22 protein-coding genes and 1 tRNA gene are annotated in these 22,527 nt (G+C 66.1%); 14 read left to right on the top strand and 9 right to left on the bottom strand.

Annotated elements, in window-relative coordinates:
• Positions 1-66: 66 nt before the first annotated feature.
• The 4 genes from SJY20_RS15485 to SJY20_RS15470 form a co-directional block, all read right to left on the bottom strand.
• Positions 67-1,686, bottom strand: a complete 1,620-nt coding sequence (locus SJY20_RS15485) for an amino acid permease (RefSeq protein ID WP_380787808.1) — start codon at positions 1,684-1,686, stop codon at positions 67-69.
• Positions 1,687-1,795: 109 nt separating this feature from the next.
• Entirely contained in the window at positions 1,796-2,173 is a 378-nt protein-coding gene (locus tag SJY20_RS15480) for a histidine triad nucleotide-binding protein (RefSeq protein WP_380787807.1), read from the bottom strand.
• A gap of 111 nt (positions 2,174-2,284) precedes the next feature.
• Complete coding sequence (locus SJY20_RS15475; RefSeq protein WP_380787806.1) at positions 2,285-2,605, bottom strand: phosphoribosyl-ATP diphosphatase; 321 nt, start codon at positions 2,603-2,605, stop codon at positions 2,285-2,287.
• Positions 2,606-2,636: 31 nt separating this feature from the next.
• On the bottom strand, positions 2,637-2,825 hold the full coding sequence (locus SJY20_RS15470) for a hypothetical protein (protein WP_380787805.1): 189 nt from the start codon (positions 2,823-2,825) through the stop codon (positions 2,637-2,639).
• Between the two features lie 131 nt (positions 2,826-2,956).
• Between SJY20_RS15470 and SJY20_RS15465 the strand changes: the two genes are divergently transcribed.
• Positions 2,957-4,129 (top strand): MFS transporter, encoded by a 1,173-nt coding sequence (locus SJY20_RS15465; protein WP_380787804.1) that lies wholly within the window; start codon positions 2,957-2,959, stop codon positions 4,127-4,129.
• Positions 4,130-4,233: 104 nt separating this feature from the next.
• Here the strand turns inward: SJY20_RS15465 and SJY20_RS15460 are convergent, their stop codons facing one another.
• Positions 4,234-5,562, bottom strand: coding sequence for an MFS transporter (locus SJY20_RS15460; RefSeq protein ID WP_380787803.1), 1,329 nt, complete (start codon positions 5,560-5,562; stop codon positions 4,234-4,236).
• 172 nt (positions 5,563-5,734) lie between these two features.
• Between SJY20_RS15460 and SJY20_RS15455 the strand changes: the two genes are divergently transcribed.
• From SJY20_RS15455 to SJY20_RS15415, 9 genes are all read left to right on the top strand, one after another.
• Positions 5,735-6,961 (top strand): COX aromatic rich motif-containing protein, encoded by a 1,227-nt coding sequence (locus SJY20_RS15455; RefSeq protein ID WP_380787802.1) that lies wholly within the window; start codon positions 5,735-5,737, stop codon positions 6,959-6,961.
• Positions 6,962-6,970: 9 nt separating this feature from the next.
• The gene (gene cyoB / locus SJY20_RS15450; protein ID WP_380787801.1) at positions 6,971-8,971 is read left to right on the top strand and encodes a cytochrome o ubiquinol oxidase subunit I; all 2,001 of its coding nucleotides are present in this window, start codon (positions 6,971-6,973) and stop codon (positions 8,969-8,971) included.
• A 2-nt stretch (positions 8,972-8,973) separates the two neighbouring features.
• Complete coding sequence (cyoC, locus tag SJY20_RS15445; protein WP_380787800.1) at positions 8,974-9,606, top strand: cytochrome o ubiquinol oxidase subunit III; 633 nt, start codon at positions 8,974-8,976, stop codon at positions 9,604-9,606.
• The gene (cyoD, locus tag SJY20_RS15440; protein WP_380787799.1) at positions 9,603-10,007 is read left to right on the top strand and encodes a cytochrome o ubiquinol oxidase subunit IV; all 405 of its coding nucleotides are present in this window, start codon (positions 9,603-9,605) and stop codon (positions 10,005-10,007) included. The genes cyoC and cyoD overlap by 4 nt, the downstream gene beginning before the upstream one ends.
• Positions 10,007-10,711, top strand: a complete 705-nt coding sequence (locus tag SJY20_RS15435) for an SURF1 family protein (RefSeq protein WP_380787798.1) — start codon at positions 10,007-10,009, stop codon at positions 10,709-10,711. The genes cyoD and SJY20_RS15435 overlap by 1 nt, the downstream gene beginning before the upstream one ends.
• A 166-nt stretch (positions 10,712-10,877) precedes the next feature.
• A complete protein-coding gene (locus SJY20_RS15430) occupies positions 10,878-12,194 on the top strand; it encodes an ATP-binding protein (RefSeq protein ID WP_380787797.1) in 1,317 nt (438 codons plus the stop codon).
• A complete protein-coding gene (locus SJY20_RS15425) occupies positions 12,191-12,724 on the top strand; it encodes a response regulator transcription factor (RefSeq protein ID WP_380787796.1) in 534 nt (177 codons plus the stop codon). Before SJY20_RS15430 ends, SJY20_RS15425 begins: the two co-directional genes overlap by 4 nt.
• Positions 12,725-12,784: 60 nt before the next feature.
• The gene (locus tag SJY20_RS15420) at positions 12,785-13,597 is read left to right on the top strand and encodes a DODA-type extradiol aromatic ring-opening family dioxygenase (protein ID WP_380787795.1); all 813 of its coding nucleotides are present in this window, start codon (positions 12,785-12,787) and stop codon (positions 13,595-13,597) included.
• Positions 13,598-13,606: 9 nt separating this feature from the next.
• Positions 13,607-14,461, top strand: coding sequence for a pirin family protein (locus tag SJY20_RS15415; RefSeq protein WP_380787794.1), 855 nt, complete (start codon positions 13,607-13,609; stop codon positions 14,459-14,461).
• Here SJY20_RS15415 and SJY20_RS15410 read toward each other — a convergent pair.
• Positions 14,458-15,336, bottom strand: coding sequence for a peptidylprolyl isomerase (locus SJY20_RS15410; protein WP_380787793.1), 879 nt, complete (start codon positions 15,334-15,336; stop codon positions 14,458-14,460). The two genes, SJY20_RS15415 and SJY20_RS15410, sit on opposite strands and share 4 nt — an antisense overlap.
• Positions 15,337-15,424: 88 nt before the next feature.
• On the opposite strand from SJY20_RS15410, the gene SJY20_RS15405 reads away from it, so the two are divergent.
• Positions 15,425-15,515 (top strand) — tRNA-Ser (locus tag SJY20_RS15405).
• A 236-nt stretch (positions 15,516-15,751) separates the two neighbouring features.
• Here the strand turns inward: SJY20_RS15405 and SJY20_RS15400 are convergent.
• On the bottom strand, positions 15,752-15,973 hold the full coding sequence (locus tag SJY20_RS15400) for a hypothetical protein (protein WP_380787792.1): 222 nt from the start codon (positions 15,971-15,973) through the stop codon (positions 15,752-15,754).
• A 634-nt stretch (positions 15,974-16,607) separates the two neighbouring features.
• On the opposite strand from SJY20_RS15400, the gene SJY20_RS15395 reads away from it, so the two are divergent.
• Positions 16,608-17,384: an IclR family transcriptional regulator gene (locus tag SJY20_RS15395; protein ID WP_380787791.1), complete on the top strand. Its 777-nt coding sequence runs from the start codon at positions 16,608-16,610 to the stop codon at positions 17,382-17,384.
• Positions 17,385-17,499: 115 nt separating this feature from the next.
• Positions 17,500-19,158, top strand: a complete 1,659-nt coding sequence (locus tag SJY20_RS15390; protein WP_380787790.1) for a flavin-containing monooxygenase — start codon at positions 17,500-17,502, stop codon at positions 19,156-19,158.
• On the opposite strand, the gene SJY20_RS15385 is transcribed toward SJY20_RS15390, so the two are convergent.
• A complete protein-coding gene (locus tag SJY20_RS15385; protein WP_380787789.1) occupies positions 19,110-19,601 on the bottom strand; it encodes an acyl-CoA thioesterase in 492 nt (163 codons plus the stop codon). The genes SJY20_RS15390 and SJY20_RS15385 overlap by 49 nt on opposite strands.
• A gap of 153 nt (positions 19,602-19,754) precedes the next feature.
• Here SJY20_RS15385 and SJY20_RS15380 point away from each other — a divergent pair, with 153 nt between their 5' ends.
• Positions 19,755-20,879: a zinc-dependent alcohol dehydrogenase family protein gene (locus SJY20_RS15380; protein ID WP_380787788.1), complete on the top strand. Its 1,125-nt coding sequence runs from the start codon at positions 19,755-19,757 to the stop codon at positions 20,877-20,879.
• On the opposite strand, the gene SJY20_RS15375 is transcribed toward SJY20_RS15380, so the two are convergent.
• Entirely contained in the window at positions 20,876-22,516 is a 1,641-nt protein-coding gene (locus tag SJY20_RS15375) for a long-chain fatty acid--CoA ligase (RefSeq protein WP_380787787.1), read from the bottom strand. The two genes, SJY20_RS15380 and SJY20_RS15375, sit on opposite strands and share 4 nt — an antisense overlap.
• Positions 22,517-22,527: the final 11 nt, after the last annotated feature.

The following is a 22,527-nucleotide window of genomic DNA, read 5'->3' as shown; positions in this document are numbered from 1 at the left end:
CCCAGATAAGAAAAGGGCCGCTGGCGGTGCGCCAGCGGCCCTTTTTTCGTGTCGCGCAGGGCCGCCTCAGTCGAGCGGCTTCGCCAGTTCCGGCTGCATGTCCGGGTCGCCCGAATTGTCGTCGAGCCCGCGTCCGACATGGCTGCGGCTGCGGCTGTAGAGGAAGTAGATCATCAACCCTATCGCGCCCCAGCCCGGGAGCACGAGCTTGGCGGTCAGTGGCAGCGACAAATACAGCCCGATGCAGCCGATAATGGCGAGCGGCGCGACGATGTACACCGCCGGCGTGCGGAACGGGCGCTTGCGGGCGGGGTCGGTCTTGCGCAGCACCATCACCGAGATCGCCACCATCATGAACGCGAACAGCGTGCCCGCGTTCGAATAATCGGCGAGCTTGCCGACCGGCAGCACCGCCGCCGCGACCGCGGCGGCGATCCCGGTCACGACCGTGACGACATGCGGCGTCCGGAATTTCGGATGGATCGACGCGAGGCGTGCCGGCAGCAGGCCGTCGCGCGCCATCGTGAAGAACACCCGGGTCTGGCCGAACATCATCATCAGGACGACCGACGGCAGCGCCAGCACGGCAGCGAGGCCGACCAGGCGACCCATGATCGGCCAGTTGATGACCTGAAGCACATGGACCAACGCTTCCTTCGAGCAGACCAGCGGCTCCATCGCGCCACCGGCGACGATCGCGGCACAACGCCCGGCCATCTCGGCCGAACCCGGCGCCAGCACGCCGCCATCGGCGCTCGTCACCGGGTTCGCGCCGATCGCACCGATCGCGCCCGAGGCGACGAGCAGGTAGAACAGCGTACAGATGGCAAGGCTCGCGATCAGCCCGATCGGCACGTTGCGTTGCGGGTTCTTGGTTTCCTCGGCTGCGGTCGAGACCGCGTCGAAGCCGACATAGGCGAAGAAGATCGAGGCCGCGGCCCCCAGCACGCCGACGCCCGACGAGCTCAGCGGGTTGCCGACGCCGTACGGCAGGAACGGATGGAAATTATCCGCCTTGAGCACCGGAATGGTCAGCGCGATGAACGCGGTCAGCGCGGCGATCTTGATCAGCACCAGCACCGCGTTGACGCGCGCGCTCTCGGTCGTGCCGACCACCAGCAGCCACGTGACGAGCGCGATGACGATGACGGCGGGCAGGTTCATGAAGCCACCGACGGTCATCGCGGTCTGCAGATCGGCGTTGGGCGTGGCACCGAATGCGACCTGGACGTGCGCCATCAGCGCGTCGGCGTTGCGCAACCCGTTGGGGATGTGGAAGCCGATCCCGTCGAGCAGCCCGGCCAGATGGTTCGACCACCCCACCGCGACCGCACTCGCGCCGACCGCATATTCGAGGATCAGCGCCCAGCCGACCATCCAGGCGAGCAGCTCGCCGGTCACCGCATAGGTGTAGGTATAGGCAGAGCCCGACACCGGCACCATCGAGGCAAGCTCGGAATAGCAGAGTGCTGCGACCGCGCACACGAAGCCCGCGACGATGAAGCTCAGCAGCATGCCGGGACCCGCCTTTTGCGCGGCCTCCGACGTCAGCACGAAGATACCGGTACCGATCACCGCGCCGACGCCCAGCAGGGTCAGCTGGAACGCCCCCAGCGATCGGTGCAGCCCCTTTTTCTCAGCGGTTGCCAGAATGGCATCCAGCGACTTTACGCGACCAAAGATCAAAGCGGTTCCCCTGGGGATGTATGCGGGGCCGCGATCGACCCCAGGCTTATTCCCTTCGAGCCTAATGGCAATTTTATTACGCGCAATCCTTTAGTGGCGCGAAGCTGGGCTATCGCGACAGCATCGGCCCGAGCGGAGCCCCGCCAAAGACATGGACGTGCAGATGCGGCACCTCCTGGTGTCCGTCGTGTCCGACGTTGGCGAGCAGGCGATAGCCGGGTTCGACTAGCCCCGCGGCACGCGCCACGGTACCGACCGCGCGGACGAAACCGGCGATCTCCGCATCCGAGCCGCGCGCGGAAAAATCATCCCACGAGACGTAGGCGCCCTTGGGGATCACGAGCAGATGGGTGGGGGCCTGCGGCGCGATGTCGTGGAAGGCGATCGCGAAGTCGTCGTCATAGACGCGCTTCGACGGGATCTCGCCGCGCAGGATCTTCGCGAAGATGTTCTGGTCGTCGTAAGGCTGGGTGGCGTCGATCGGCATGGATTCCCCTCCCGCTCGCGGGAGGGGTTAGGGGAGGGGCTGTCCTCCATTCCCAGCGGCGTCGCGGTCGGACATGCCCTCCCCCGACCCCTCCCGCAAGCGGGCGGGGAGTCAGGCGGTGCGGCTGGCTTTCTCGTCGTGACCCGAGACGCCCTCGCGCCGCGCCAGTTCCGCACGGACGTCGTCCAGGCTCAGACCCGCGTCCGCCAGCAGGACGGCTAGGTGGAACATCAGGTCTGCCGCCTCGGGAACGATGCTCGCATCGTCGCCGGAACAGGCCGCGATCACCGTCTCGACGGCTTCCTCGCCGAGCTTCTGCGCGATTTTCGCGCGGCCCTTGGCGAACAGACTGGCGGTGTAGGAGGTGTCCGCAGGGGCGTCGCGCCGCGTGCGGATCGTCGCCTCGAGGCGGTCGAGAACAGGATCGGACATTCCGGTCTGCTGGCGCAGCGCCGGGCTGGGGTCAATCCTTGTCGCCCCTGGCCTTGTCGCTGGGGCCCTTGGCGAACCGCCGCCGCATCGCGCGCCGGACGAACCAGATCGCCGCGACCGCGACCACGAACAGCGCGATATCGGACAGCTCGGGGGCGGTGCGCGGGTGGACGATACCGCTATGCCCGGAGGTGGCGGCAAGGGCTGGGGTGGGGATCACGCCGCCGGCTTAGCGCGGCGCGGCTCGCGGCGAAAGCAGGCCGCCAATGGCTCGCCCTCGGCCGGCGGCTCGGAACGGACGGCGACGTTCCACGGTTGCGTCCACCATGCTGCACCTGCGAAGGCCCCGTGATGACTGTTAAACCCGTACACGCCGTCAATCCACGGTACGCATTGCTCGCTCTCGCGGTCGGTGGCTTCGCGATCGGCACCACCGAATTCGCCGCGATGAGCCTGTTGCCGCAATTCTCCACCGGTCTCGGCATCGACGAGCCTACCGCCGGGCATGTGATCAGCGCATATGCACTGGGCGTAGTGATCGGCGCGCCGACCATCGCCGTACTGGCGGCGCGGATCGAGCGGCGGACGTTGCTGATCGCGCTGATGGCGGTGTTCGGGATTGCCAACGGGCTGTCGGCGATGGCGCCGACCTATCACTGGATGCTCGCGTTCCGGTTTCTCAGCGGGCTGCCGCACGGCGCGTTCTTCGGCGTCGGCGCGCTGGTCGCGGCATCGCTGGTGCCGCATGCGGAACGCTCGCGCGCGGTGTCGCGGATGATGCTGGGGCTGACCACCGCGACGATCCTCGGTGTCCCGCTGGCGAACGGCATCGGGCAGTGGATCGGCTGGCGCTGGGGCTTCGGACTGGTCGCGGTGCTGGCGGCGGCGACGATCGGCATGCTGCTGCGGTTCGCCCCGGTGCTGCGCCCTGCGGAGGGCGCGACGCCGCTCGGGGAACTGGCGGCGCTGCGCAAGGTGCAGGTCTGGCTGACGCTGGCGGTCGGCGCGATCGGCTTTGGCGGGATGTTCTGCGTCTATACCTACCTCGCCTCGACGCTGACCGAAGTGACGGGCGTGTCGACCGCGTTCACGCCGGTCGCGTTCGCGCTGTTCGGGGTCGGGATGACGATCGGGACGCTGGTCTGCGCGAAGGCAGCGGACGTCGCGCTGATGCCGGCGGCGGGGGCGACGTTGCTGTTCGGCGCGGCGGCGCTGGCGCTCTATGCCTGGGCAGCGCCGCAGTTGTGGACGATGCTGCCCGTGATCGTGCTGATCGGCTGTGGCGGCGGGCTCGGCAGCATCCTGCAGACCCGGCTGATGGATGTGGCAGGGGAGGCGCAGACGCTGGCCGCCGCGCTCAACCATTCGGCGTTCAATACCGCCAATGCGCTGGGGCCATGGCTCGGCGGCCTGGCGATCGCGGCGGGGTATGGCTGGACCTCGACCGGGTGGGTCGGGATGGCGCTTGCGCTCGGCGGCCTGCTGGTGTGGGCGTTTTCGTGGTGGCTGGAGCGGAGAGGATAACGCCGGGTCCCTTCGTCGTGCCGGACTCGTCCCGGCATCCAGGGTAACGGACGGTGTCGCCCGTTACCCTGGATCCCGGGACAAGCCCGGGATGACGGAAGCGCTCAGCGTACGATGTTACGCTTCGCCAGTTCCTTGTTGAGCCCGAGCGCGATCAGCGTGAACACGGCGCCCGAGAACAGATAGGCGCCGCTCGCGCCGAGCCCGAAGCGGCTCGACAACAGCAGTGCGGCGAGCGGGGCGAAGCCTGCGCCGAACAGCCAGGCGAGATCGGTGGTCAGTGCCGACCCGGTGTAACGATGCTTCGGCGCTAGGCTGGAAGCGACCGCGCCCGAGGACTGGCCGAACGACAGGCCGAACAGCACGAAGCCAATGCCCATGAACAGCCGCTCGCCGATGTCGCCGCCCGACAGCAGCATCGGTGCCGCGATCGCGAATATCGCGATCAGCACCGCGATGGTGCCGAGCAGGGTGCGACGGCCGAAGCGATCCGCGAGCAGCCCGGAGACCAGCGTCGCACCGAGACCGATCACGGCGCCGATCATCTCGATCACCAGGAAGCGGCCTGGTGCCTCGCGGGTGAACAGCAGGATCCACGACAGCGGGAACACCGTGACCATGTGGAACAGCGCGAAGCTGGCGAGCGGCGCGAACGAGCCGAGCCAGATCGTGCGCCACTCGGCCTGCACGGTCTCGACCACGGCCGCAGGCTGCAGTTCGCGGCGCAGGTACAGGTCCTCGAATTCCGGGGTCACGACCAGGCGGAGCCGCGCGAACAGCGCCACCACGTTGATCGCGAACGCGACGAAGAACGGATAGCGCCAGCCCCACGAGAAGAAGTCGACGGTCGGCAGCGTGGTCACGAAGAACGCGAACAGGCCGCTCGCCACCAGCAGCCCGAACGGCGCACCGAGCTGTGGCAGCATCGCGTACCAGCCGCGATATTTCTCCGGCGCATTGAGCGACAGCAGCGAGGCGAGGCCGTCCCAGGCGCCGCCCAGCGCGATACCCTGGCCGATCCGGAGCAGCGCGAGCAGCGCGATCGCCCAGTAACCGACCGAGTCGTAGCTCGGCAGGAAGCCCATCGCCACCGTCGAAGTGCCGAGCAGGAACAGCGCGATCGTCAGCTTGACGCTGCGACCATAGACCCGGTCGACGCCGATGAAGATCAGCGTCCCCAGCGGGCGGGCGATGAACGCCAGCGCGAACACCGCGAACGAATAGAGCGTGCCCTGCAACCGGTCGACGAACGGGAAGATCAGCGTCGGGAACACCAGCACGGACGCGATCGCATAAACGAAGAAGTCGAAGAACTCCGACGTTCGGCCGATCACGACGCCGATCGCGATCTCGCCCGACGAGATCGCCTTGCCATCTGCGTGGATATCGCGGGCGTCGTCCTCGAACGACTGGGTAACCGTGCTTGCGCTCATGCTTCAACTCACTGCCAGGGTGGCGAACCCGCTGATACGCCTTTCCGGGGGATCGTGGCAGGCCCATTCGCACGGGCGCTGCGTTATAGTCCAATGAACTATGTTGCAGTGCAGCGCCCATTGGACAAATTGTCCACTATGGCTGTGCGTCCGACAGGCGTAGGGGACCCGCATGATTGCTGACGCACCGACTCCCAAGATCGACGGGGCCAAGACCTGGCTCCCGCGCCTCGCCGCGCTTCCCCTCGCGCTGGCGGTCAGCGGCTGCGACTGGGTCGTGATGTCGCCATCGGGCGATATCGCCGTCCAGCAGCGCGACCTCGTCCTGGTCTCGACCGGGCTGATGCTGCTGATCATCGTGCCCGTGATCGCGCTGACGCTGTTCTTCGCGTTCCGCTACCGCGCGTCCAACCCCGATGCACGGTACGAGCCGAAATGGGATCACTCGGTCGGGCTGGAGCTGCTGATCTGGGGCGTCCCGCTGCTGATCATCATCGCGCTGGGGGCTATCACCTGGACCAGCACGCATCTGCTCGATCCGTATCGCCCGCTCGCGCGGATCAAGCCGGAGGCGCAGACCACGGGCACCAACGTGCCGGTCGGTGCGCTCGGCGGCACCCCGCAGCAGATCAAGGGCGGTACCGGCAACCCGCTGGAAGTCGACGTTGTCGCGCTCGACTGGAAGTGGCTGTTCATCTACCCCGAATACGGCATCGCTACGGTCAACGAACTGGCCGCGCCGGTCGATCGTCCGATAAAGTTCAAGCTGACATCGTCGTCGGTGATGAACGCGTTCTACATCCCTGCGCTGGCCGGCATGATCTATACGATGCCGGGCATGGAGACGACGCTGCACGCGGTCATCAACAAGCCCGGTAACTACGAGGGCTTCTCGTCCAACTATAGCGGCGCCGGCTTCTCGGGCATGCGCTTCCGGTTCCACGGCGTGTCCGATGCCGATTTCGCCGGGTGGGTCTCGCGGATCAAGAGCGGCGGCGGCGGTCTCGACCGTGCCAAGTACATGGCGCTCGAAAAGCCGTCGGAGAAGGTCCCGGTGATGCGCTTCGGCGCGGTCGATGCCGGCCTGTTCAAGGCGATCGTCGAGCAGTGCGTGCAGCCCGGCAAGCCGTGCATGTCCGAGCTGATGGCGCATGACGCCAAGGGCAAGATGGCGATGCCCCAGGTCAATGGCGGCCGTGGTCCCCAGGAAGCCGAGGTCCGGCCCGAAGGCGCCCTGATGAAGGACGGCGACGAGAAGGGCAGCGGCAAGCACTGGTCCGCGCCCGCCGATATAAAACGCGACGGCGGCAACAAGACGCCGGGTCAACCCGACAATCGCGATCACACCATGCTGGCACCCCTAACCCTGCCGGGCTCGCGCCCCGTAGCGGTCGGCTAGAGAAACATCATGTCCGATACATTGCTGAAGACCATCTTCGGCCGCCTCACCCTGGAATCGCTGCCCCTGCACGAACCGATCGTGATGGGCACGTTCGCCGTCGTCGCCATCGGCGGCCTCGGGCTGGTCGCGGCTCTCACCTATTTCAAGCTGTGGGGCTATCTCTGGAACGAGTGGTTCACCAGCGTCGACCACAAGAAGATCGGGATCATGTACATGATCCTCGCGGTCGTCATGCTGCTGCGCGGGTTCTCCGACGCGCTGATGATGCGCGCGCAGCAGGCGATGGCGTTCAACGGCAACGAAGGCTTCCTGCCCGCGCATCACTATGACCAGGTGTTCACCGCACACGGCGTGATCATGATCTTCTTCGTCGCGATGCCGATGGTGACCGGCCTCATGAACTATGTCGTGCCGCTGCAGATCGGCGCGCGCGACGTGTCGTTCCCGTTCCTGAACAACTTCAGTTTCTGGATGACCGCGTCCGGCGCGGTGATCGTGATGATGAGCCTGTTCATCGGCGAGTTCGCACGCACCGGCTGGCTGGCGATGCCACCGCTGTCGGGGATCGCGTTCAGTCCCGATGTCGGCGTCGACTATTATATCTGGTCGTTGCAGATCGCCGGTGTTGGAACCTTGCTGTCCGGCGTCAACCTGATCGCGACCATCGTCAAGATGCGCGCGCCGGGGATGGGCTTCATGAAGATGCCGATCTTCTGCTGGACCGCGTTGTGCACCAACGTCCTGATCGTCGCGGCCTTCCCGGTGCTGACCGCGGTGCTCGCGCTGCTCAGCCTCGACCGCTATGTCGGCACCGCGTTCTTCACGAACGAAGCCGGCGGCAACCCGATGATGTACGTCAACCTGATCTGGATCTGGGGCCACCCCGAGGTCTACATCCTGGTCCTGCCGGCGTTCGGCGTGTTCTCCGAAGTTACCTCGACCTTCGCGGGCAAGCGGCTCTTCGGCTACAGCTCGATGGTCTATGCGACGCTGGTCATCACCATCCTCGCCTATCTCGTCTGGCTGCACCACTTCTTCACGATGGGCTCGGGCGCGAGCGTGAACTCGTTCTTCGGGATCACCACGATGATCATCTCGATCCCGACCGGGGCCAAGATCTTCAACTGGCTGTTCACGATGTACAAGGGCAAGATCCGCTTCGAACTGCCGATGATGTGGACCATCGCCTTCATGGTGACGTTCACGATCGGCGGCATGACCGGCGTGCTGCTCGCGGTACCGCCTGCCGATTTCGTGCTGCACAACTCGCTGTTCCTGGTCGCGCATTTCCATAACGTGATCATCGGCGGCGTGCTGTTCGGGATGTTCGCAGGGATCAACTACTGGTTCCCGAAGGCGTTCGGCTTCAAGCTGAACCAGTTCTGGGGCAAGGTCAGCTTCTGGTGCTGGGTCGTGGGCTTCTACCTCGCCTTCATGCCGCTCTATGTGCTCGGCCTGATGGGCGTGACCCGCCGGATGCGCTATTTCGACGATCCCAACCTGCAGGTCTGGTTCGTGATCGCCGCGATCGGCGCGGCGCTGATCGCAGTCGGCATCGGTGCCTTCCTGCTCCAGATCTTCGTCAGCGTCCGCAATCGTGAAGCGCTTGCCGATCATACCGGCGATCCGTGGAACGGCCGTACGCTCGAATGGTCGACCTCGTCGCCGCCGCCCGAGTACAACTTCGCGTTCACCCCGGTCATCCACGACCTGGATGCGTGGTACGACATGAAGGACCGCAAGTTCGCGCGGCCGACCACCGGCTTCAAGGCGATCCACATGCCCAGCGGCACGGGGACCGGCGTGATCCTGGCGGGCTTCAGCGTGGCGTTCGGGTTCGCGATGATCTGGTACATCTGGTGGCTGGCGGCGTTGTCGCTGCTCGGCATCATCGGCGGAGCGATCTTCCACACCTTCAACTACAAGCGTGATTTCCACATTCCGGTGGAAGAGGTGATCGCCACCGAAAACGCCCGGACGCGCCAGCTCGCGGCGCAGGAGGCCTGACGATGTCGACCCAGACCCTGAAGACGGACGACGGCGAGCCCGTCAGCTTCTACGTCCTCGACGAGCACGACCATCCGGAGGGCGGCAGCACGATGCTGGGCTTCTGGATGTACCTGATGAGCGATTGCCTCATCTTCGCGGTGCTGTTCGCGACCTATGGCGTACTCGGCAGCAGCTATGCGGGCGGCCCCGGCCCCCGCGAGCTGTTCGAGCTGCCGCTGGTCGCGGTGAACACCGCGATGCTGCTGTTCTCGTCGATCACCTACGGCTTCGCGATGCTGGCGATGGACGAGGGCAAGGTCCGCAGCATGCAGTTCTGGCTGGTGCTGACCGGGCTGTTCGGCTTGGCGTTCCTGTCGATCGAGCTCTACGAATTCTCGAACCTGATCCACGAAGGCGCAGGGCCGACCCGTAGCGCGTTCCTGTCGTCGTTCTTCGTACTGGTCGGGACCCACGGGCTCCACGTCACGATGGGCCTGGTCTGGCTGACCACGCTGATGGTCCAGGTTGGCAAGCACGGCCTGATCGCGGCGAACAAGCGCCGGCTGCTGTGCCTCAGCATGTTCTGGCATTTCCTCGACGTCATCTGGATCGGCGTCTTCACCTTCGTCTATCTGATGGGCATGCTTCGATGACCGACCCCCACGCATCCACCCCGGCGCACGGCGACGGCAGCGCGCACGGCGAAGATCATGCGCACGGCGACACCGCGTCGCACGGCTCGCGCGGCAGCTACCTGAAGGGGTTCTTCCTTTCGGTGTTCCTGACCGCGGTGCCGTTCTGGGCGGTGATGACCGGCGCGTTCAAGGATCCGTCGACCGCGGTGCTGGTCGTCATGCTGTTCGCGGTGGTCCAGATCGTCGTGCACATGATCTACTTCCTCCACATGACCACCAAGTCGGAGGGCGGCTGGACGATGATGGCGCTGATCTTCACGATCATCCTGGTCGTCATCACGATGGCCGGATCGATCTGGGTGATGTTCCACCTCAACAGCAACATGATGCCCGCGGCGCAGGCCATGGCGGATATGTGATGCGGATGCGGCCGGGGATGATCGCAGCGGGGCTCGCCGCGCTGCTGATCTTCGCCGGCTTCGTCGCGCTCGGCGTGTGGCAGGTCCACCGCCGCACCTGGAAGCTCGCGCTGATCGAACAGGTCGACGCGCGTGCGCATGCCGCCCCGGTGCCGCCGCCGGGTCCGCCATACTGGGCGTTCATCGACGCCCGCCAGGCCTATCGCCGGATCCGGCTCGAGGGCATCCTCGACAACGACCACGAGACATTGGTCCGCGCGGCGACCACGCTTGGCAGCGGCTATTGGGTGATGACCCCGCTGCGGACCGGGTACGGCTTCACCGTGCTGGTCAACCGCGGCTATGTGTCGCCCGAACAGCGCACCAACCACAGCAAGCCAACGGGACCGGTGACGATCACCGGCTATCTCCGCGTCACAGAACCCGGTGGCGGCTTCCTGCGCCACAATGATCCCGCCGCAGGTAACTGGTATTCGCGCGACGTCGCCGCGATCGCGTCCGCGCGAGGCCTGACCAACGTCGCTCCGTATTTCGTCGATGCCGACCGGGGCTCCGGTACCGCAGCCCCGGTCGGCGGGCTGACCGTGATCGCGTTTCCGAACAACCACCTCGTCTACATGCTCACCTGGTTCGCGCTGGCGGGGCTGACGCTGGTCGGCTTCGGCGTGTTCGTGGCACAGGACCGACGGAAGGCGAGGGCATGAGGCGCGTTCCTCCGCAGCAAAACCCCCTTCGTCATGCCGGGCCCGTCCCGGCATCCAGGGTTCTGCGGTCCACTGGACTAAGGGTGCGGAACCCTGGACCCCGGGACGAGCCCGGGGTGACGAAAGGGGTGTGGCGCTTTTCGAACCAGCGTCCGGCTATGCCCGCATGACCGAAGCCCGCCAAGTCTGGCAGGGCTGGCTCACGCGGGCCAGTGCGCTGACCGATGCCACCGGCAGCGCGAACATGCGCCAGCTGGTGACGCTGCGCTGGATCGCGGTGGCGGGGCAGCTGCTGACGATCCTGTTCGTGCGGTTCGTGCTGCATTTCGACCTGCCGCTGGTGCCGATGGGGCTGGCGATGGCGGCGGCGGTGGTGCTCAACCTCGCGAGCATGCCGCTGTACGGCTGGCAGAAGGGGCCCAATGCGCAGCTGTTCTGCGCGATGCTGTTCGATGTCGGGCTGCTGACCGTCCAGCTCTATCTCAGCGGCGGCGCGACCAACCCGTTCATCGCGCTGTATCTGTTGCAGGTGGTGCTCGGTGCGGTGCTGCTCGATCGCTGGTCGAGCTGGACGATCGTCGGTGTCACCGCCTGCTGTTTCGCCGCGCTCACGGTGCGCTACCGCCCGCTCGCGCTGCCCAGCGGCTATGGCGGCAGCTTCTTCGAACTCTACACGATCGGCTCGCTGCTCTGCTTCGCGCTGATCGCGACGTTGCTCGTGATGTTCATGACCCGCATCACCGCTAACCTGCGCGGCCGCGACACGCATCTGGCGGATCTGCGACAGCAGGCGGCCGAGGAGGATCATATCGTGCGGATGGGGCTGCTCGCGTCGGGCGCCGCGCACGAACTCGGCACGCCGCTCGCCTCAATCGCGGTCATCCTGGCGGACTGGCGACGGATGCCCGTGCTCGCGCGCACCCCCGGCCTGCTGGCCGAGATCGGCGAGATGCAGGCCGAGGTGCAGCGCTGCAAGGCGATCGTCACCGGCATCCTGCTCGCGGCGGGCGAAGCGCGCGGCGAAGCGCCCGAGATCGTCTCGCTGCACCGCTTCCTCGACGGCATCGTCGACGACTGGCGCGCGGTGCATGCCGGGGTCGAGGTCGAATATGTCGCGCGGGTCGGGGACAATCCGCAGGTCGTCTCCGACCCTGCGCTGAAGCAGGTGATCGCCAACATCCTCGACAATGCCGCCGAAGCCTCGCCCGACTGGATCGGCTTCCGTGGCGAGCGTAGCGGCGACCAGCTCGTGCTGACCGTGCGCGACCGCGGCCCGGGCTTCTCGGCCGAGCGCATCGCGGGGTTCGGCAAGCCTTATCAGTCGACCAAGCAGGAGCCGGGGCACGGCCTCGGGCTGTTCCTGGCGGTCAACGTGGTCCGAAAACTCGGCGGGACCGCGTCGGTCGCCAATCGCGACCGCGGCGGCGCGGAGGTCACGCTGACGCTGCCGCTGTCGGCGATCGCGCTGGGGGAACCGGTATGAGCACGCCAGGCCTGTTGTTCATCGTCGAGGACGACGAGGTGTTCGCCCGGACGCTGCGCCGCTCGTTCGAACGCCGCGACTACACCGTGATGCAGGCGGCCAGCCACGACGAACTGCTCGTCCTGCTCGCCGAGGCCACCCCGCGCTATGCGGTCGTCGACCTCAAGCTCGGCGGCGCATCCGGGCTGGTTTGCGTGCAGACGCTGCATGCGCACGACCCGGCGACGTTGGTGGTGGTACTGACCGGGTTCGCCAGCATCGCCACCGCGGTCGAGGCGATCAAGCTCGGCGCATCGCACTATCTGGTGAAGCCCTCGAACACCGACGATATCGAGGCGGCGTTCGATCGTACCGAGGGCAGCGTCGACGCGCAGGTGTCGCAGCGGCCGACCTCGATCAAGACGCTAGAATGGGAGCGGATCCACACCACGCTGGCCGAAACCGGGTTCAACATATCGGAAACCGCGCGCCGGCTCGGCATGCACCGCCGCACGCTGGCGCGGAAGCTCGAGAAGCGCCCGGTCAAATAGCAACGCAGCGTTGCCGAACGCGGTATGTCGCGTCGGCAGGCGCGCACCTAGATATAGCGGATGACGACGCCCTCCACCGATACATCCGTCCGCCAGCCCAGCCTGTTCATTCCCCATGGCGGCGGGCCGTGCTTCTTCATGCCCGACCCCGCCGGTACCTGGACGGGCATGGCGGCGTATCTGCGCGGTCTGGCTGCCAGCCTGCCGGCGCGACCTGCCGCGATCCTGGTCGTGTCCGGTCACTGGGAAACCCGCGGCTTCGCCTTCACCGGCAGTACCACGCCGCCGCTTATCTACGACTATGGCGGCTTTCCTCCGTACACTTATGATCTGCGCTACGACGTGCCGGGCGCGCCGGATCTAGCTGCCCGTGCGGCAGAACTGATCCAGGGGGCAGGGATGGCCGCGGCGGTCGACCCGCAGCGCGGGCTCGACCACGGCGTGTTCGTGCCGCTGAAGGTTGCGTTTCCCGACGCCGATATCCCGGTGGTCGAGATGTCTGTCGACCGCGACCTCGACCCCGCGCTGCATATCGCCGCGGGTCGTGCGCTTGCGCCGCTGCGCGACGCGGGCGTGCTGATCGTCGCGTCGGGGATGAGCTTCCACAACATGCGCGGCTATGGCGACCCGCGCTTCACCGCACCGTCGCAGCAGTTCGACACCTGGCTGACGGCGGCGGTGTCGCAGCCTGCGGACGAACGCGCGGTCGCGCTGAACGGCTGGGCCGATGCGCCCTCAGCGCGCCTGTCGCACCCCCGCGCGGAACATCTGCTTCCGCTTATGGTGGCGGCGGGCGCATCGAACGCGCCCGGCACGCATGATTACAACGAACTGGTGATGCAGACCGCCATCTCCGGCTATCGCTTCGCCTGAGGAGTTTGCATGACCCGTTCCGTTTCCCGCCAATATCCCGCCCAGCGCGACGACATCGCCGATCTCGTCACGCGCCGCCCGGTGCCGGGCCCTGGGCTGGCGCAGGTCGATCCGTTCCTGTTCCTCAACCATCACGGTCCGCAGACCTATCCGCCGAACAACCACGGCCTGCCGTTCGGCCCGCATCCGCATCGCGGGTTCGAGACCGTCAGCTTCATCCTGACCGGCGAGATGGCGCACCGCGACAGCGGCGGCCATGACAGCGTGATCCGCGCCGGCGGCATCCAGTGGATGACCGCGGGGTCGGGGTTGATCCATGCGGAGATCTCGCCGGACTCGTTCAAGCGTGCGGGCGGTCCGCTGGAGATCCTGCAGCTCTGGGTGAACCTGCCCAGCCGGCTCAAGATGACCAAGCCCGCCTATACCGGCCTGCAACGCGAGGACATTCCGGCGATCGCGGTCGATGGCGGCGTCGTCAACCTGATCGCGGGCGAATTCGGCGGCGTCTCGGGCCCGATCGCCTCGCTGACCGGGGTGGCGATGATGACGGTGACGCTCGACGCCGGTGGCCATGTCGAGCTCCCGGCGCCGCAGGGCAGGGCGGTATTCTTCTACACCGTCGCCGGCAGCCCTACCGTCGGCGGGACGCGGATCAAGCCGTATCACCTCGCGACCTTCAACGACGACGGGGACACGATCGCGGTGACGGCCGAGGCGCCGGTCACGCTGCTCTACGGCCATGCCGACCCGATCGACGAGCCGGTGGTCGCGCATGGCCCCTTCGTGATGACCACGCGCGAGGAGATCGGCGAGGCGATCCGCGACTACCAGGCGGGACTCTTCGGCTCCGCACCGGCAGTCTAGGGCGTCCGGCGAACCGGCGGCATCGCATTGCAGATATCGGCCCCGCCCGCCGGCACCGTGAAGAACGGCGGCGACCGGTTCTCGCGCGATACGATCCACGCGGCAAAGCGCGGATTGCTCGTCGCGCGATACTGGAAATGCGGTCGCGTTGCGGGCGGCAGCTCGCTCGCCAACCGCGCCGACACGATCGGACTATATTCCGCGGGAGTCATGTAGAACCCCAAATCGCCCGTGCCGCGTGGCAAAGAAGACAGCCACTCGATCCCGTCGATCACGCGGCCGACCACCGCGATGTTGCGGTCGAGCGCGCGGGGCCCGTGGCCGATCACGGTATAGAGTTCCGCGCCGCTGCCCGTGCTGGGCGCCATGTCGCGCCCGACCCCGACCATCCCGTAGCAATGCGGCAGCCACTCGCGCTTGCCGATCCCCGCCAGCGGCCAGCCGTCGCGGCTATACCCGGCCCATTCGGCATAGGGATCGCGCCGCCCCAGCCGTGCGACCGCGGTCGGGCCGGCATGGTCGTATTCGGGTGCCGGGTTCGCGACGACCCCCGCCGCCAGCGGCTTCTTCTCGGTCGCGTCGCCCCATTGCGCGACATAATTGTCCTGCAGCCGGTAGACGCTCGTCCCCGCATCCCACCAGCGCGCCGCCGCCAGCTTGCGGATATTGGCGACGTGCACCGGCGCGTAGCCATCGGCCAGCCGCACCGTCACGGTCTTGCCGCTCGCCAGCGTGAAGACGAGCAGCTGGTCGTCGGAGATCGCGACCCAGTCTGCCGGCGAGGGATCGGACGGCAGCACCGCCGCGGGGGCGGCTTGCGGGGCAGCGGGTGCAGCGGCAGGAGCGGCCGCGGCGAGGAGCAGGGCATGGATCATGTCGCGAGACTGCCCTAGCCCGCCGCGACACGCAATCGCTTGCCTCCGCGCCGCTGTCGCTCTAGGTCGACCACGTCCAGAGCAATGCGGAGCGGTGGCCGAGTGGTCGAAGGCGCTCGCCTGGAAAGTGAGTATACGTCAAAAGCGTATCGAGGGTTCGAATCCCTCCCGCTCCGCCATTTAGTCCCAGTTACGCAATATCGCTCGCGAGATTAGATGGAAACGGCGCAGTTCTGCGCGATTCTCAGATGATACCGGCCCGCAGAGATTTTGGGTTGTCCAACAATCCGCGGACTTGGCGCCGGATTTTCCGAGGCTATTGACGGCAGTACCAAACCAATATCTGACGATATTGCACCGGCACCCGGCCACGCTGCTCGGACGTGGCCGCTCATTAATTTCGCTGATCCGAGGGCTAGACCGCTCGCTTGATGAAGCGGTCCTGTCTGCGCAGCATATTGTCCGGAGTGGGGGTCGAAGGATTCGTCCCTGCGCGCACTGCCTCCTGACGTTTGCGCGGGAGAGCTGCGGCCACAGGCGTGGCCGAAACACGAAAGCGCGTCGATGGGATGGCGGCGGTGCTGATCGAGACCAGTTGCGAGCCAAGGAGGTCGATCGGCGCGCCCTTTGCGATCACTTGGCGGAAGCTGACGGGACTGTGTCGACCGGCAACCAGGGTTCCATGATCTCCGACGAGGGACGTATGCCCGCACGAACCGCAGCGGTGTCCGCCGTTCGGGTTACCGTAGGGCAGCCCGGCCCGGGTCAGACTTCGTAGCCTTGGCCGTTGATCCAGAGATATTAGCCACGATCGTCGTTCCCGGCTCGAACGTCGCCATTTGACGCGACCTCGATGGTGGCGCGTCTGTTGTGGTTACCGCCCTTGGGCGCTGGTACGTCGCCGTCAGATCCGCGCCCGCTCGGGTGGGCGAGAGCGTGAGCACGCGACGCCTAGCAGCGATAAATATCGTACCATCCGATGGCGGCCTTTAGGTGGAACGGCATAGTTCACGCTTGCCTAACTAAGCGGGAGGGCAACAATGATCCGCGTTCAGGCTGAACGAACCTCCGAAGGAGGGGGCGCTGGCAGCCCTGAGTGTCGAAGTGGGTCGTGCACGCCTGGGCCTCCATAACCCGCGCTGGAATCGCACGACGCCCACTTTGTATGTCGGACCGATCAACTCGATTTCCGCAGTCGTAAATGCTAGTCACCTCCCAGCGCCATCAGGCGCACGGAGAGTAGAATGCAGCGAAGGGCCGTAAAGTCCGCGATGCGCACGTTCGAGGTGCTGGAACTTTTTGCGGAGCGTCGTCGTCCGATGGCGCTCAATGAGATCTATTCCGAACTGGGATACCCCCAATCCAGCACGACCAACCTCCTCAAGAGCATGGTTCTGCTCGGCTATCTCAATTACAATCGGACCAAGCGTACATACCTGCCGACGATGCGGTTGAATCTGCTCGGGAACTGGTTGGCGGGCTATATCCAATCGGAGGGAGGATTCCGCGAACTGGTCGACGAGATGCAGCGCCGTACCGACGAGACGGTGGGCCTGTCGACGCAGAACGACCTGTTCGTCCAGTATCTGTTCCTTCACGGACCCGAACACGAGTTCAAGAACATGCCGCCCGACGGCACCATGCGCTTGCTGGTGGATTCAAGCGGCGGCCGCGCAATGATGGCGCGAATGGGTGACCGCGCGATCGACAAATTATGCCGCTACACCAACCATTACGAGATGAAGAACGACCGGGTAAGCTATAGCGAAATCATGAAGGACATCGGTTGGATCCGGCATGTCGGGTATTGCTATTTTCCCAACTGGCCTACGCCCGACGTGTCGTCGATCTCGATCGCGCTGGACGCCGAGCTTCATGGTATTCCGCTGGCGATCGGCGTCGGCGGACTGGCGGACCGAATATCGCGCAACAAAGCCGATATTCTGGCAATCATGCGCGAGATGATCGCAGAGTTCAACGAACGCCAGCACGCCGTGCTGGCTGCTACCGCCGACGATGTGCCAGAAGCGGCGGGCACCTCTCTGTAAGAATGCCACGCGATCCGCATATGTGATTTTCACACCGATCGATGGCTTTGCGATGCGCTTTGCCGACTGCCCGCCGCAATGATCGCTTCACACGCTTGAATGTGGAGAGGTTTGAATGTTGGGTGACGTAAAGGAGCGGCTGCAGGCGGCATCCGGTGAACCCGTGACGCTGGACGCCGTGGTTGTCGGGGCCGGGTTCGGCGGCATGTATGCGACCTATGCGTTGCGCGAACGCGGCATGGTGGTGGTCGGGATCGAGGCCGGCGGGGATGTCGGCGGGGTTTGGTACTGGAACCGCTATCCCGGCGCGCGCTGCGACCTGATGTGCGTCGACTACAGCTATTCCTTTTCCGAGGAAATCCAGCAGGAATGGACCTGGAGCGAGCAGTTCGCGGGGCAGCCCGAGATCATCGCCTATGCCAGTTTCGTCGCCGACAAGCTCGATCTGCGCAAGGATTTCCGGTTCGAGACGCGCGTGACGCGCGCGGCATGGGACGACGCCCGCCGGCTATGGATCGTGACGACCGATCGCGGCGACCATTTCGAGGCTACCTATTGCATCATGGCGACCGGGCCGCTGTCGATTCCGAAGGATCCGGAGATCGCCGGGCTGGAGACCTTTGCCGGGGCCATCTATCGTGCGCAGAAATGGCCGCATGAGGAGGTCGATTTCTCCGACCGGCGCGTCGGCCTGATCGGGACGGGATCGAGTGGTATCCAGATTGTCACCGAGGTCGGCAAGGCGGTCGGCGAGTTGTACGTCTTCCAGCGCACGCCAAGCTTCACGATGCCGATGCGCAACGCGAAACTCGGGTCCGACGACATGCAGGAAATCAAGGATCATTATCCGAGCCTGCGCGCAGCCGCGCGGGCCAGTGCGTTGGGCGGGGTCCGCCCGGCCGGCAACCGCGCGTTCTTCAGCTTGCCCAAGCAGCAGCGGCTGAGCCTGCTGGAGGATGCGTGGAAGAATGGTGGGCACGCGGTGCTCGGCACCTTTTCCGATCTGCTGGTCAATTCGGATGCGAATGAACAGGTCGCCGATTTCGTCCGCGACAAGATCGCGGAGGTGGTGACGGACCCGAAGACAGCCGAGGCGCTCAAGCCGCGCGGCTATCCGATCTTCGCGCGGCGGCCGTGCCTCGACACTGAATATTACGAGCAGTTCAACAAGCCCAACGTCCATCTGGTCGATCTGTTCGAGGATCCGATCGAGGCGATTACGCCGACCGGTGTAAAACTGCAGAGCGGGGAGGTGCCACTCGACGCGCTGATCCTCGCGACGGGTTATGACGGGCTAACGGGGGCGCTGATGGCCTTCGAGGTGCTGGGCCGCGATGGGCAGGATCTCCGCGAGAAATGGCAATATGGCGCGCAGTCCTGGCTCGGGCTGATGCTGGCGGGGTTCCCGAACCTGTTCATGGTGTGCGGCCCGAACGGGCCGGCGGCGCTCGCCAACATCATCTCGATCGACGAGCAGAATGTCGATTGGATCACCGCGCTGATGACTCACATGGAAGAGAACGGCCTGGCGACCGTCGAGGCCACGCTTGATGGCGAGGAGCGCTGGATGGCAATCGTCGCGGACCTGGCCGAGAAGACGATGCTGTCCAAGGCCAACACCTGGTACACCGGCGGCAATGTCGAGGGGAAGACGCGCGGGCTGACGATGTTCACCGGCGGGTTCGCCAAATATAACGAGCACTGCCAGGCGGCGGTCGACGGCGGCTATGCCGAACTCGTCTTTGAGCCCGAAGGCGCGGTGGTCGGCGCCTGATTGGATAAGGGCGGGGCGAGCGTTTCGAGCTTGCTCCGCCAATCATCAGGCAGCGGCGTCGGACGCCGGTTGGCGCGATCGACATAGACATGGGTGAAGGCTGCCTCCGCGATGGGCTCATCCTCGCCGATGCGGAAGGCACCGAGTTCGTAGACCACGCTGGAACTGCCCAGCCGCCCGAGCGCGAGGCCGATCTCGACGGGCTCGGGATAGGCGACCGAGCGCGCATAGCGGCAGCGCGTCTCGACGACGAGGCCGATCGGGTCGCCATGCGCGATGTCGAGCAGTCCCGCCGCGATCAGCCACGCGTTCACCGCGGTGTCGAACCAATGGTAATAGATGGCGTTGTTGACGTGGCCATACGCGTCGTTGTCGCTCCACCGCGTCGTTATCGGCGTCCAGGCCACATAATGTGCGCGGGGGCGGAGGGGCATCTGGGGCATCACGGTCCTTCTGGTCTGCGTCTCGTCGTATAAGGGCGGGACGGCGTTGCTGGCACCCCGGCAGCGAATATCCGTCATGCGATTTTGTCGTTCTCGCGCGCGTCATGCTTATTTCCCCTTGGTCGATCGCGCGCCAGCGGGAATGATGGGTTCATGAAGATCAAAGCTGCCGTCCTGCGCACCCGTGGTGCCAGCCTGCCCTATGCCGAAAGCCGCCCCATGCGGATCGAGACGCTCGATCTCGACCCGCCCGGCAAGGGCGAGGTGCTGGTTCGCATCGCCGCGGCGGGCCTCTGTCATTCCGATCTGTCGGTGATCAACGGCGACCGGCCCAGGCCGCTGCCGATGGCACTCGGGCATGAGGCGGCGGGGGTGGTCGAAGCGCTGGGCGCGGACGTCGCCGATCTCGCGGTCGGCGATCATGTCGTGATGATCTTCATGCCGAGCTGCGGGCATTGCCTGCCCTGCGCCGAGGGCCGGCCGGCCCTGTGCGCGCCGGGTGCGGCGGCGAATGGAGCGGGGACTTTGCTGGGCGACGGGGTTCGCCTGCACGACGAGGACGGCAGCGTACATCATCATCTGGGTGTATCGGCCTTCGCCAGCCATGCCGTGGTGTCGCGCCGATCGCTGGTGAAGATCGATTCCGAACTGCCGCTGCACGAGGCCGCCCTTTTCGGCTGCGCGGTGCTGACCGGCGTCGGCGCGGTGGTCAACACCGCCGACGTCAAGGCGGGGCAGACCGTCGCGGTGATCGGGCTTGGCGGCGTCGGGCTGGCGGCGGTACTAGGCGCGATCGCGGCGGGTGCGGCGCAGGTGATCGCGGTGGACCTGGCTGACGACAAGCTCGCGCTGGCGACGGAACTCGGCGCGACCGCCGTAGTAAAGGCGGGCGCTGATGCGGTCGCCACTGTGCACGCACTGACCAATGGCGGGTGCGACGTGGCGCTGGAAATGGCGGGCTCTGTCCGCGCACTCGAAAGCGCGGTCGCGATGACGCGGCGGGGCGGCATCACCGTGACCGCCGGCCTGCCGCCGCCCGATGCGGCACTTGCGGTCAATGTCGTGGCGCTGGTGGCCGACGAGCGCACGCTGAAGGGGAGCTATATCGGCACCTGCGTGCCGACCCGCGACATCCCGCGCTATGTCGCGTTGTACCGCGCCGGGCGGCTGCCGGTGGACAGGCTGGTCAGCGGATACCTGACGCTGGCCGACATTAATGCAGGGTTCGACGAACTTCACGCCGGGCGCGCGGTGCGCCAGGTCATCCGCTTCGATTAACCGATGCCGCCGAGATGCTCGCGGTAGCGCGCGCGCAGTTCGGTCTTCAGTAGCTTGCCGGTCGCGGTGTGCGGCAGGTCGTCGACCACCAGCACGTCGTCGGGCAGCCACCATTTCGCGACATGCCCCGCAAGATGGTCGAGCATAGCCGGCTTCTCCACGCTCTCGCCCGGATGCAGGCGCAGCAGTAGCAGCGGGCGTTCCTGCCAGCGCGGATGGGGCACACCAATGACCGCCGCTTCCGCTACCGCCGGATGCGCGGTCGCGGCATTTTCCAGGTCGATCGAGCTGATCCATTCTCCGCCGGACTTGATGACGTCCTTCGCGCGGTCGGTGAGGTGCAGGAAGCCGTCGGCATCGATCTTCGCCACGTCGCCGGTGTCGAGCCAGCCCTTCGCGTCGACGTCTGCATCGGCTGGATTGCCGTAATAGGCGCTTAGGACCCATGGGCCGCGCACCTTGAGCAGCCCGGACTCCGCGCCGTCATGCGGCAGTGCATCGCCCGCCGCATTCTCGATCCGCAATTCTATGCCAAACACCGCGCGGCCTTGTGTCGCCAGCACGTCGGTCAACGCGTTGCCCGTCAGGTGTATCTGCGACGCGAGCGGCTGGCAGACGGTGGAGACGGGGCTCGTCTCGGTCATGCCCCAGGCCTGGTTGGCCTTTGTGCCCAGCAGGTCGCGGAACAGCTCGATCAGCGCGCGGGGCGTGGCGGCGCCACCCATGAAGACGCGGTTTAGCTTCAATGCCGCGCGGTCCGTCTCGCTCACGTTGCGGGCGATATAGTCGAGCACGGTGAACCACAGCGTCGGCACGCCGAGCGAGAAGGTGACGCCTTCGTCGTGCAGCAATTGATGGATCGAGGCGCCGTCCATTGCCGATCCCGGCATTACCAGCTTCGCGCCGACCATCGCCGAGGTGAAGGGCAGACCCCAGGCATTGACGTGAAACAGGGGCGGCGCGAGCAGCACGGTGTCGCGCGCCGACAGCGCCATCGAATCCGCCGCGCAGGCCGCATAGGCGTGCAGCACGGTCGAGCGGTGACTGTAGAGCACGCCCTTCGGATTGCCGGTCGTGCCGCTGGTGTAGCACAGGCTGGAGGCGGTGCTCTCGTCTAGCGCGGGCCATTGGGCGAGGGGCTCTGCGGCGGCGACCAGATCGTGATAGGCGATCAGGCCGGGAATCTGGCTGTCGGGCATATCGGAGCCAGCGGACAGCACGATAATCGCCTCGATCCGGGGCAGGTCGGCGATGACGGGCTCCAGGATTGGCAGCAGGTCCGGGTCGATGCACAGGATCTTGGCGCCGCCATGATCGACGATGTAGCGGATCTGGTCGGCGAACAGGCGCGGGTTTACGGTATGCAGAACCATGCCCGCGGCCGTCACGCCGTAATAGAGCTCGAGGTGAGGAAGGCGATTCCATGCGAGCGTCGCGATGCGGTCGCCGGGCTCAGCGCCCAACGTTGCGAGCATCGTCGCGACCTTGCGCGAGCGTGCGCCCACCTCGGCCCAGGTCGATCGCTCCAGCTGCCCGTCGGGTCGGCGCGAAACGATTTCCGTGCGCCCATGCGCGCGCGCGGCGTGGTCGATCAGCGATCCGGTGGTCAATTGCTGCTGCTGCATCAGGCCCAACATGCCCGTTCCCC

It is taken from the genome of Sphingomonas sp. R86521 (genome assembly GCF_042466235.1).
Taxonomy (GTDB): Bacteria; Pseudomonadota; Alphaproteobacteria; order Sphingomonadales; family Sphingomonadaceae; genus Sphingomonas.
The sequence above is the reverse complement of the archived record's forward strand: the minus strand, read 5'-3'. Positions and strand labels throughout refer to the sequence as shown.

Coding starts and splice junctions, on each gene's coding strand:
- SJY20_RS15385 (WP_380787789.1), bottom strand. CDS start 19,601: ATGCCCCAGATGCCCCTCCGCCCCCGCGCACATTATGTGGCCTGGACG.
- cyoC (WP_380787800.1), top strand. CDS start 8,974: ATGTCGACCCAGACCCTGAAGACGGACGACGGCGAGCCCGTCAGCTTC.
- SJY20_RS15460 (WP_380787803.1), bottom strand. CDS start 5,562: ATGAGCGCAAGCACGGTTACCCAGTCGTTCGAGGACGACGCCCGCGAT.
- cyoD (WP_380787799.1), top strand. CDS start 9,603: ATGACCGACCCCCACGCATCCACCCCGGCGCACGGCGACGGCAGCGCG.
- SJY20_RS15375 (WP_380787787.1), bottom strand. CDS start 22,516: ATGTTGGGCCTGATGCAGCAGCAGCAATTGACCACCGGATCGCTGATC.
- SJY20_RS15480 (WP_380787807.1), bottom strand. CDS start 2,173: ATGCCGATCGACGCCACCCAGCCTTACGACGACCAGAACATCTTCGCG.
- SJY20_RS15425 (WP_380787796.1), top strand. CDS start 12,191: ATGAGCACGCCAGGCCTGTTGTTCATCGTCGAGGACGACGAGGTGTTC.
- SJY20_RS15435 (WP_380787798.1), top strand. CDS start 10,007: ATGCGGATGCGGCCGGGGATGATCGCAGCGGGGCTCGCCGCGCTGCTG.
- cyoB (WP_380787801.1), top strand. CDS start 6,971: ATGTCCGATACATTGCTGAAGACCATCTTCGGCCGCCTCACCCTGGAA.
- SJY20_RS15395 (WP_380787791.1), top strand. CDS start 16,608: ATGCGCACGTTCGAGGTGCTGGAACTTTTTGCGGAGCGTCGTCGTCCG.
- SJY20_RS15410 (WP_380787793.1), bottom strand. CDS start 15,336: ATGATCCATGCCCTGCTCCTCGCCGCGGCCGCTCCTGCCGCTGCACCC.
- SJY20_RS15465 (WP_380787804.1), top strand. CDS start 2,957: ATGACTGTTAAACCCGTACACGCCGTCAATCCACGGTACGCATTGCTC.
- SJY20_RS15420 (WP_380787795.1), top strand. CDS start 12,785: ATGACGACGCCCTCCACCGATACATCCGTCCGCCAGCCCAGCCTGTTC.
- SJY20_RS15455 (WP_380787802.1), top strand. CDS start 5,735: ATGATTGCTGACGCACCGACTCCCAAGATCGACGGGGCCAAGACCTGG.
- SJY20_RS15415 (WP_380787794.1), top strand. CDS start 13,607: ATGACCCGTTCCGTTTCCCGCCAATATCCCGCCCAGCGCGACGACATC.
- SJY20_RS15380 (WP_380787788.1), top strand. CDS start 19,755: ATGAAGATCAAAGCTGCCGTCCTGCGCACCCGTGGTGCCAGCCTGCCC.
- SJY20_RS15390 (WP_380787790.1), top strand. CDS start 17,500: ATGTTGGGTGACGTAAAGGAGCGGCTGCAGGCGGCATCCGGTGAACCC.
- SJY20_RS15430 (WP_380787797.1), top strand. CDS start 10,878: ATGACCGAAGCCCGCCAAGTCTGGCAGGGCTGGCTCACGCGGGCCAGT.
- SJY20_RS15475 (WP_380787806.1), bottom strand. CDS start 2,605: ATGTCCGATCCTGTTCTCGACCGCCTCGAGGCGACGATCCGCACGCGG.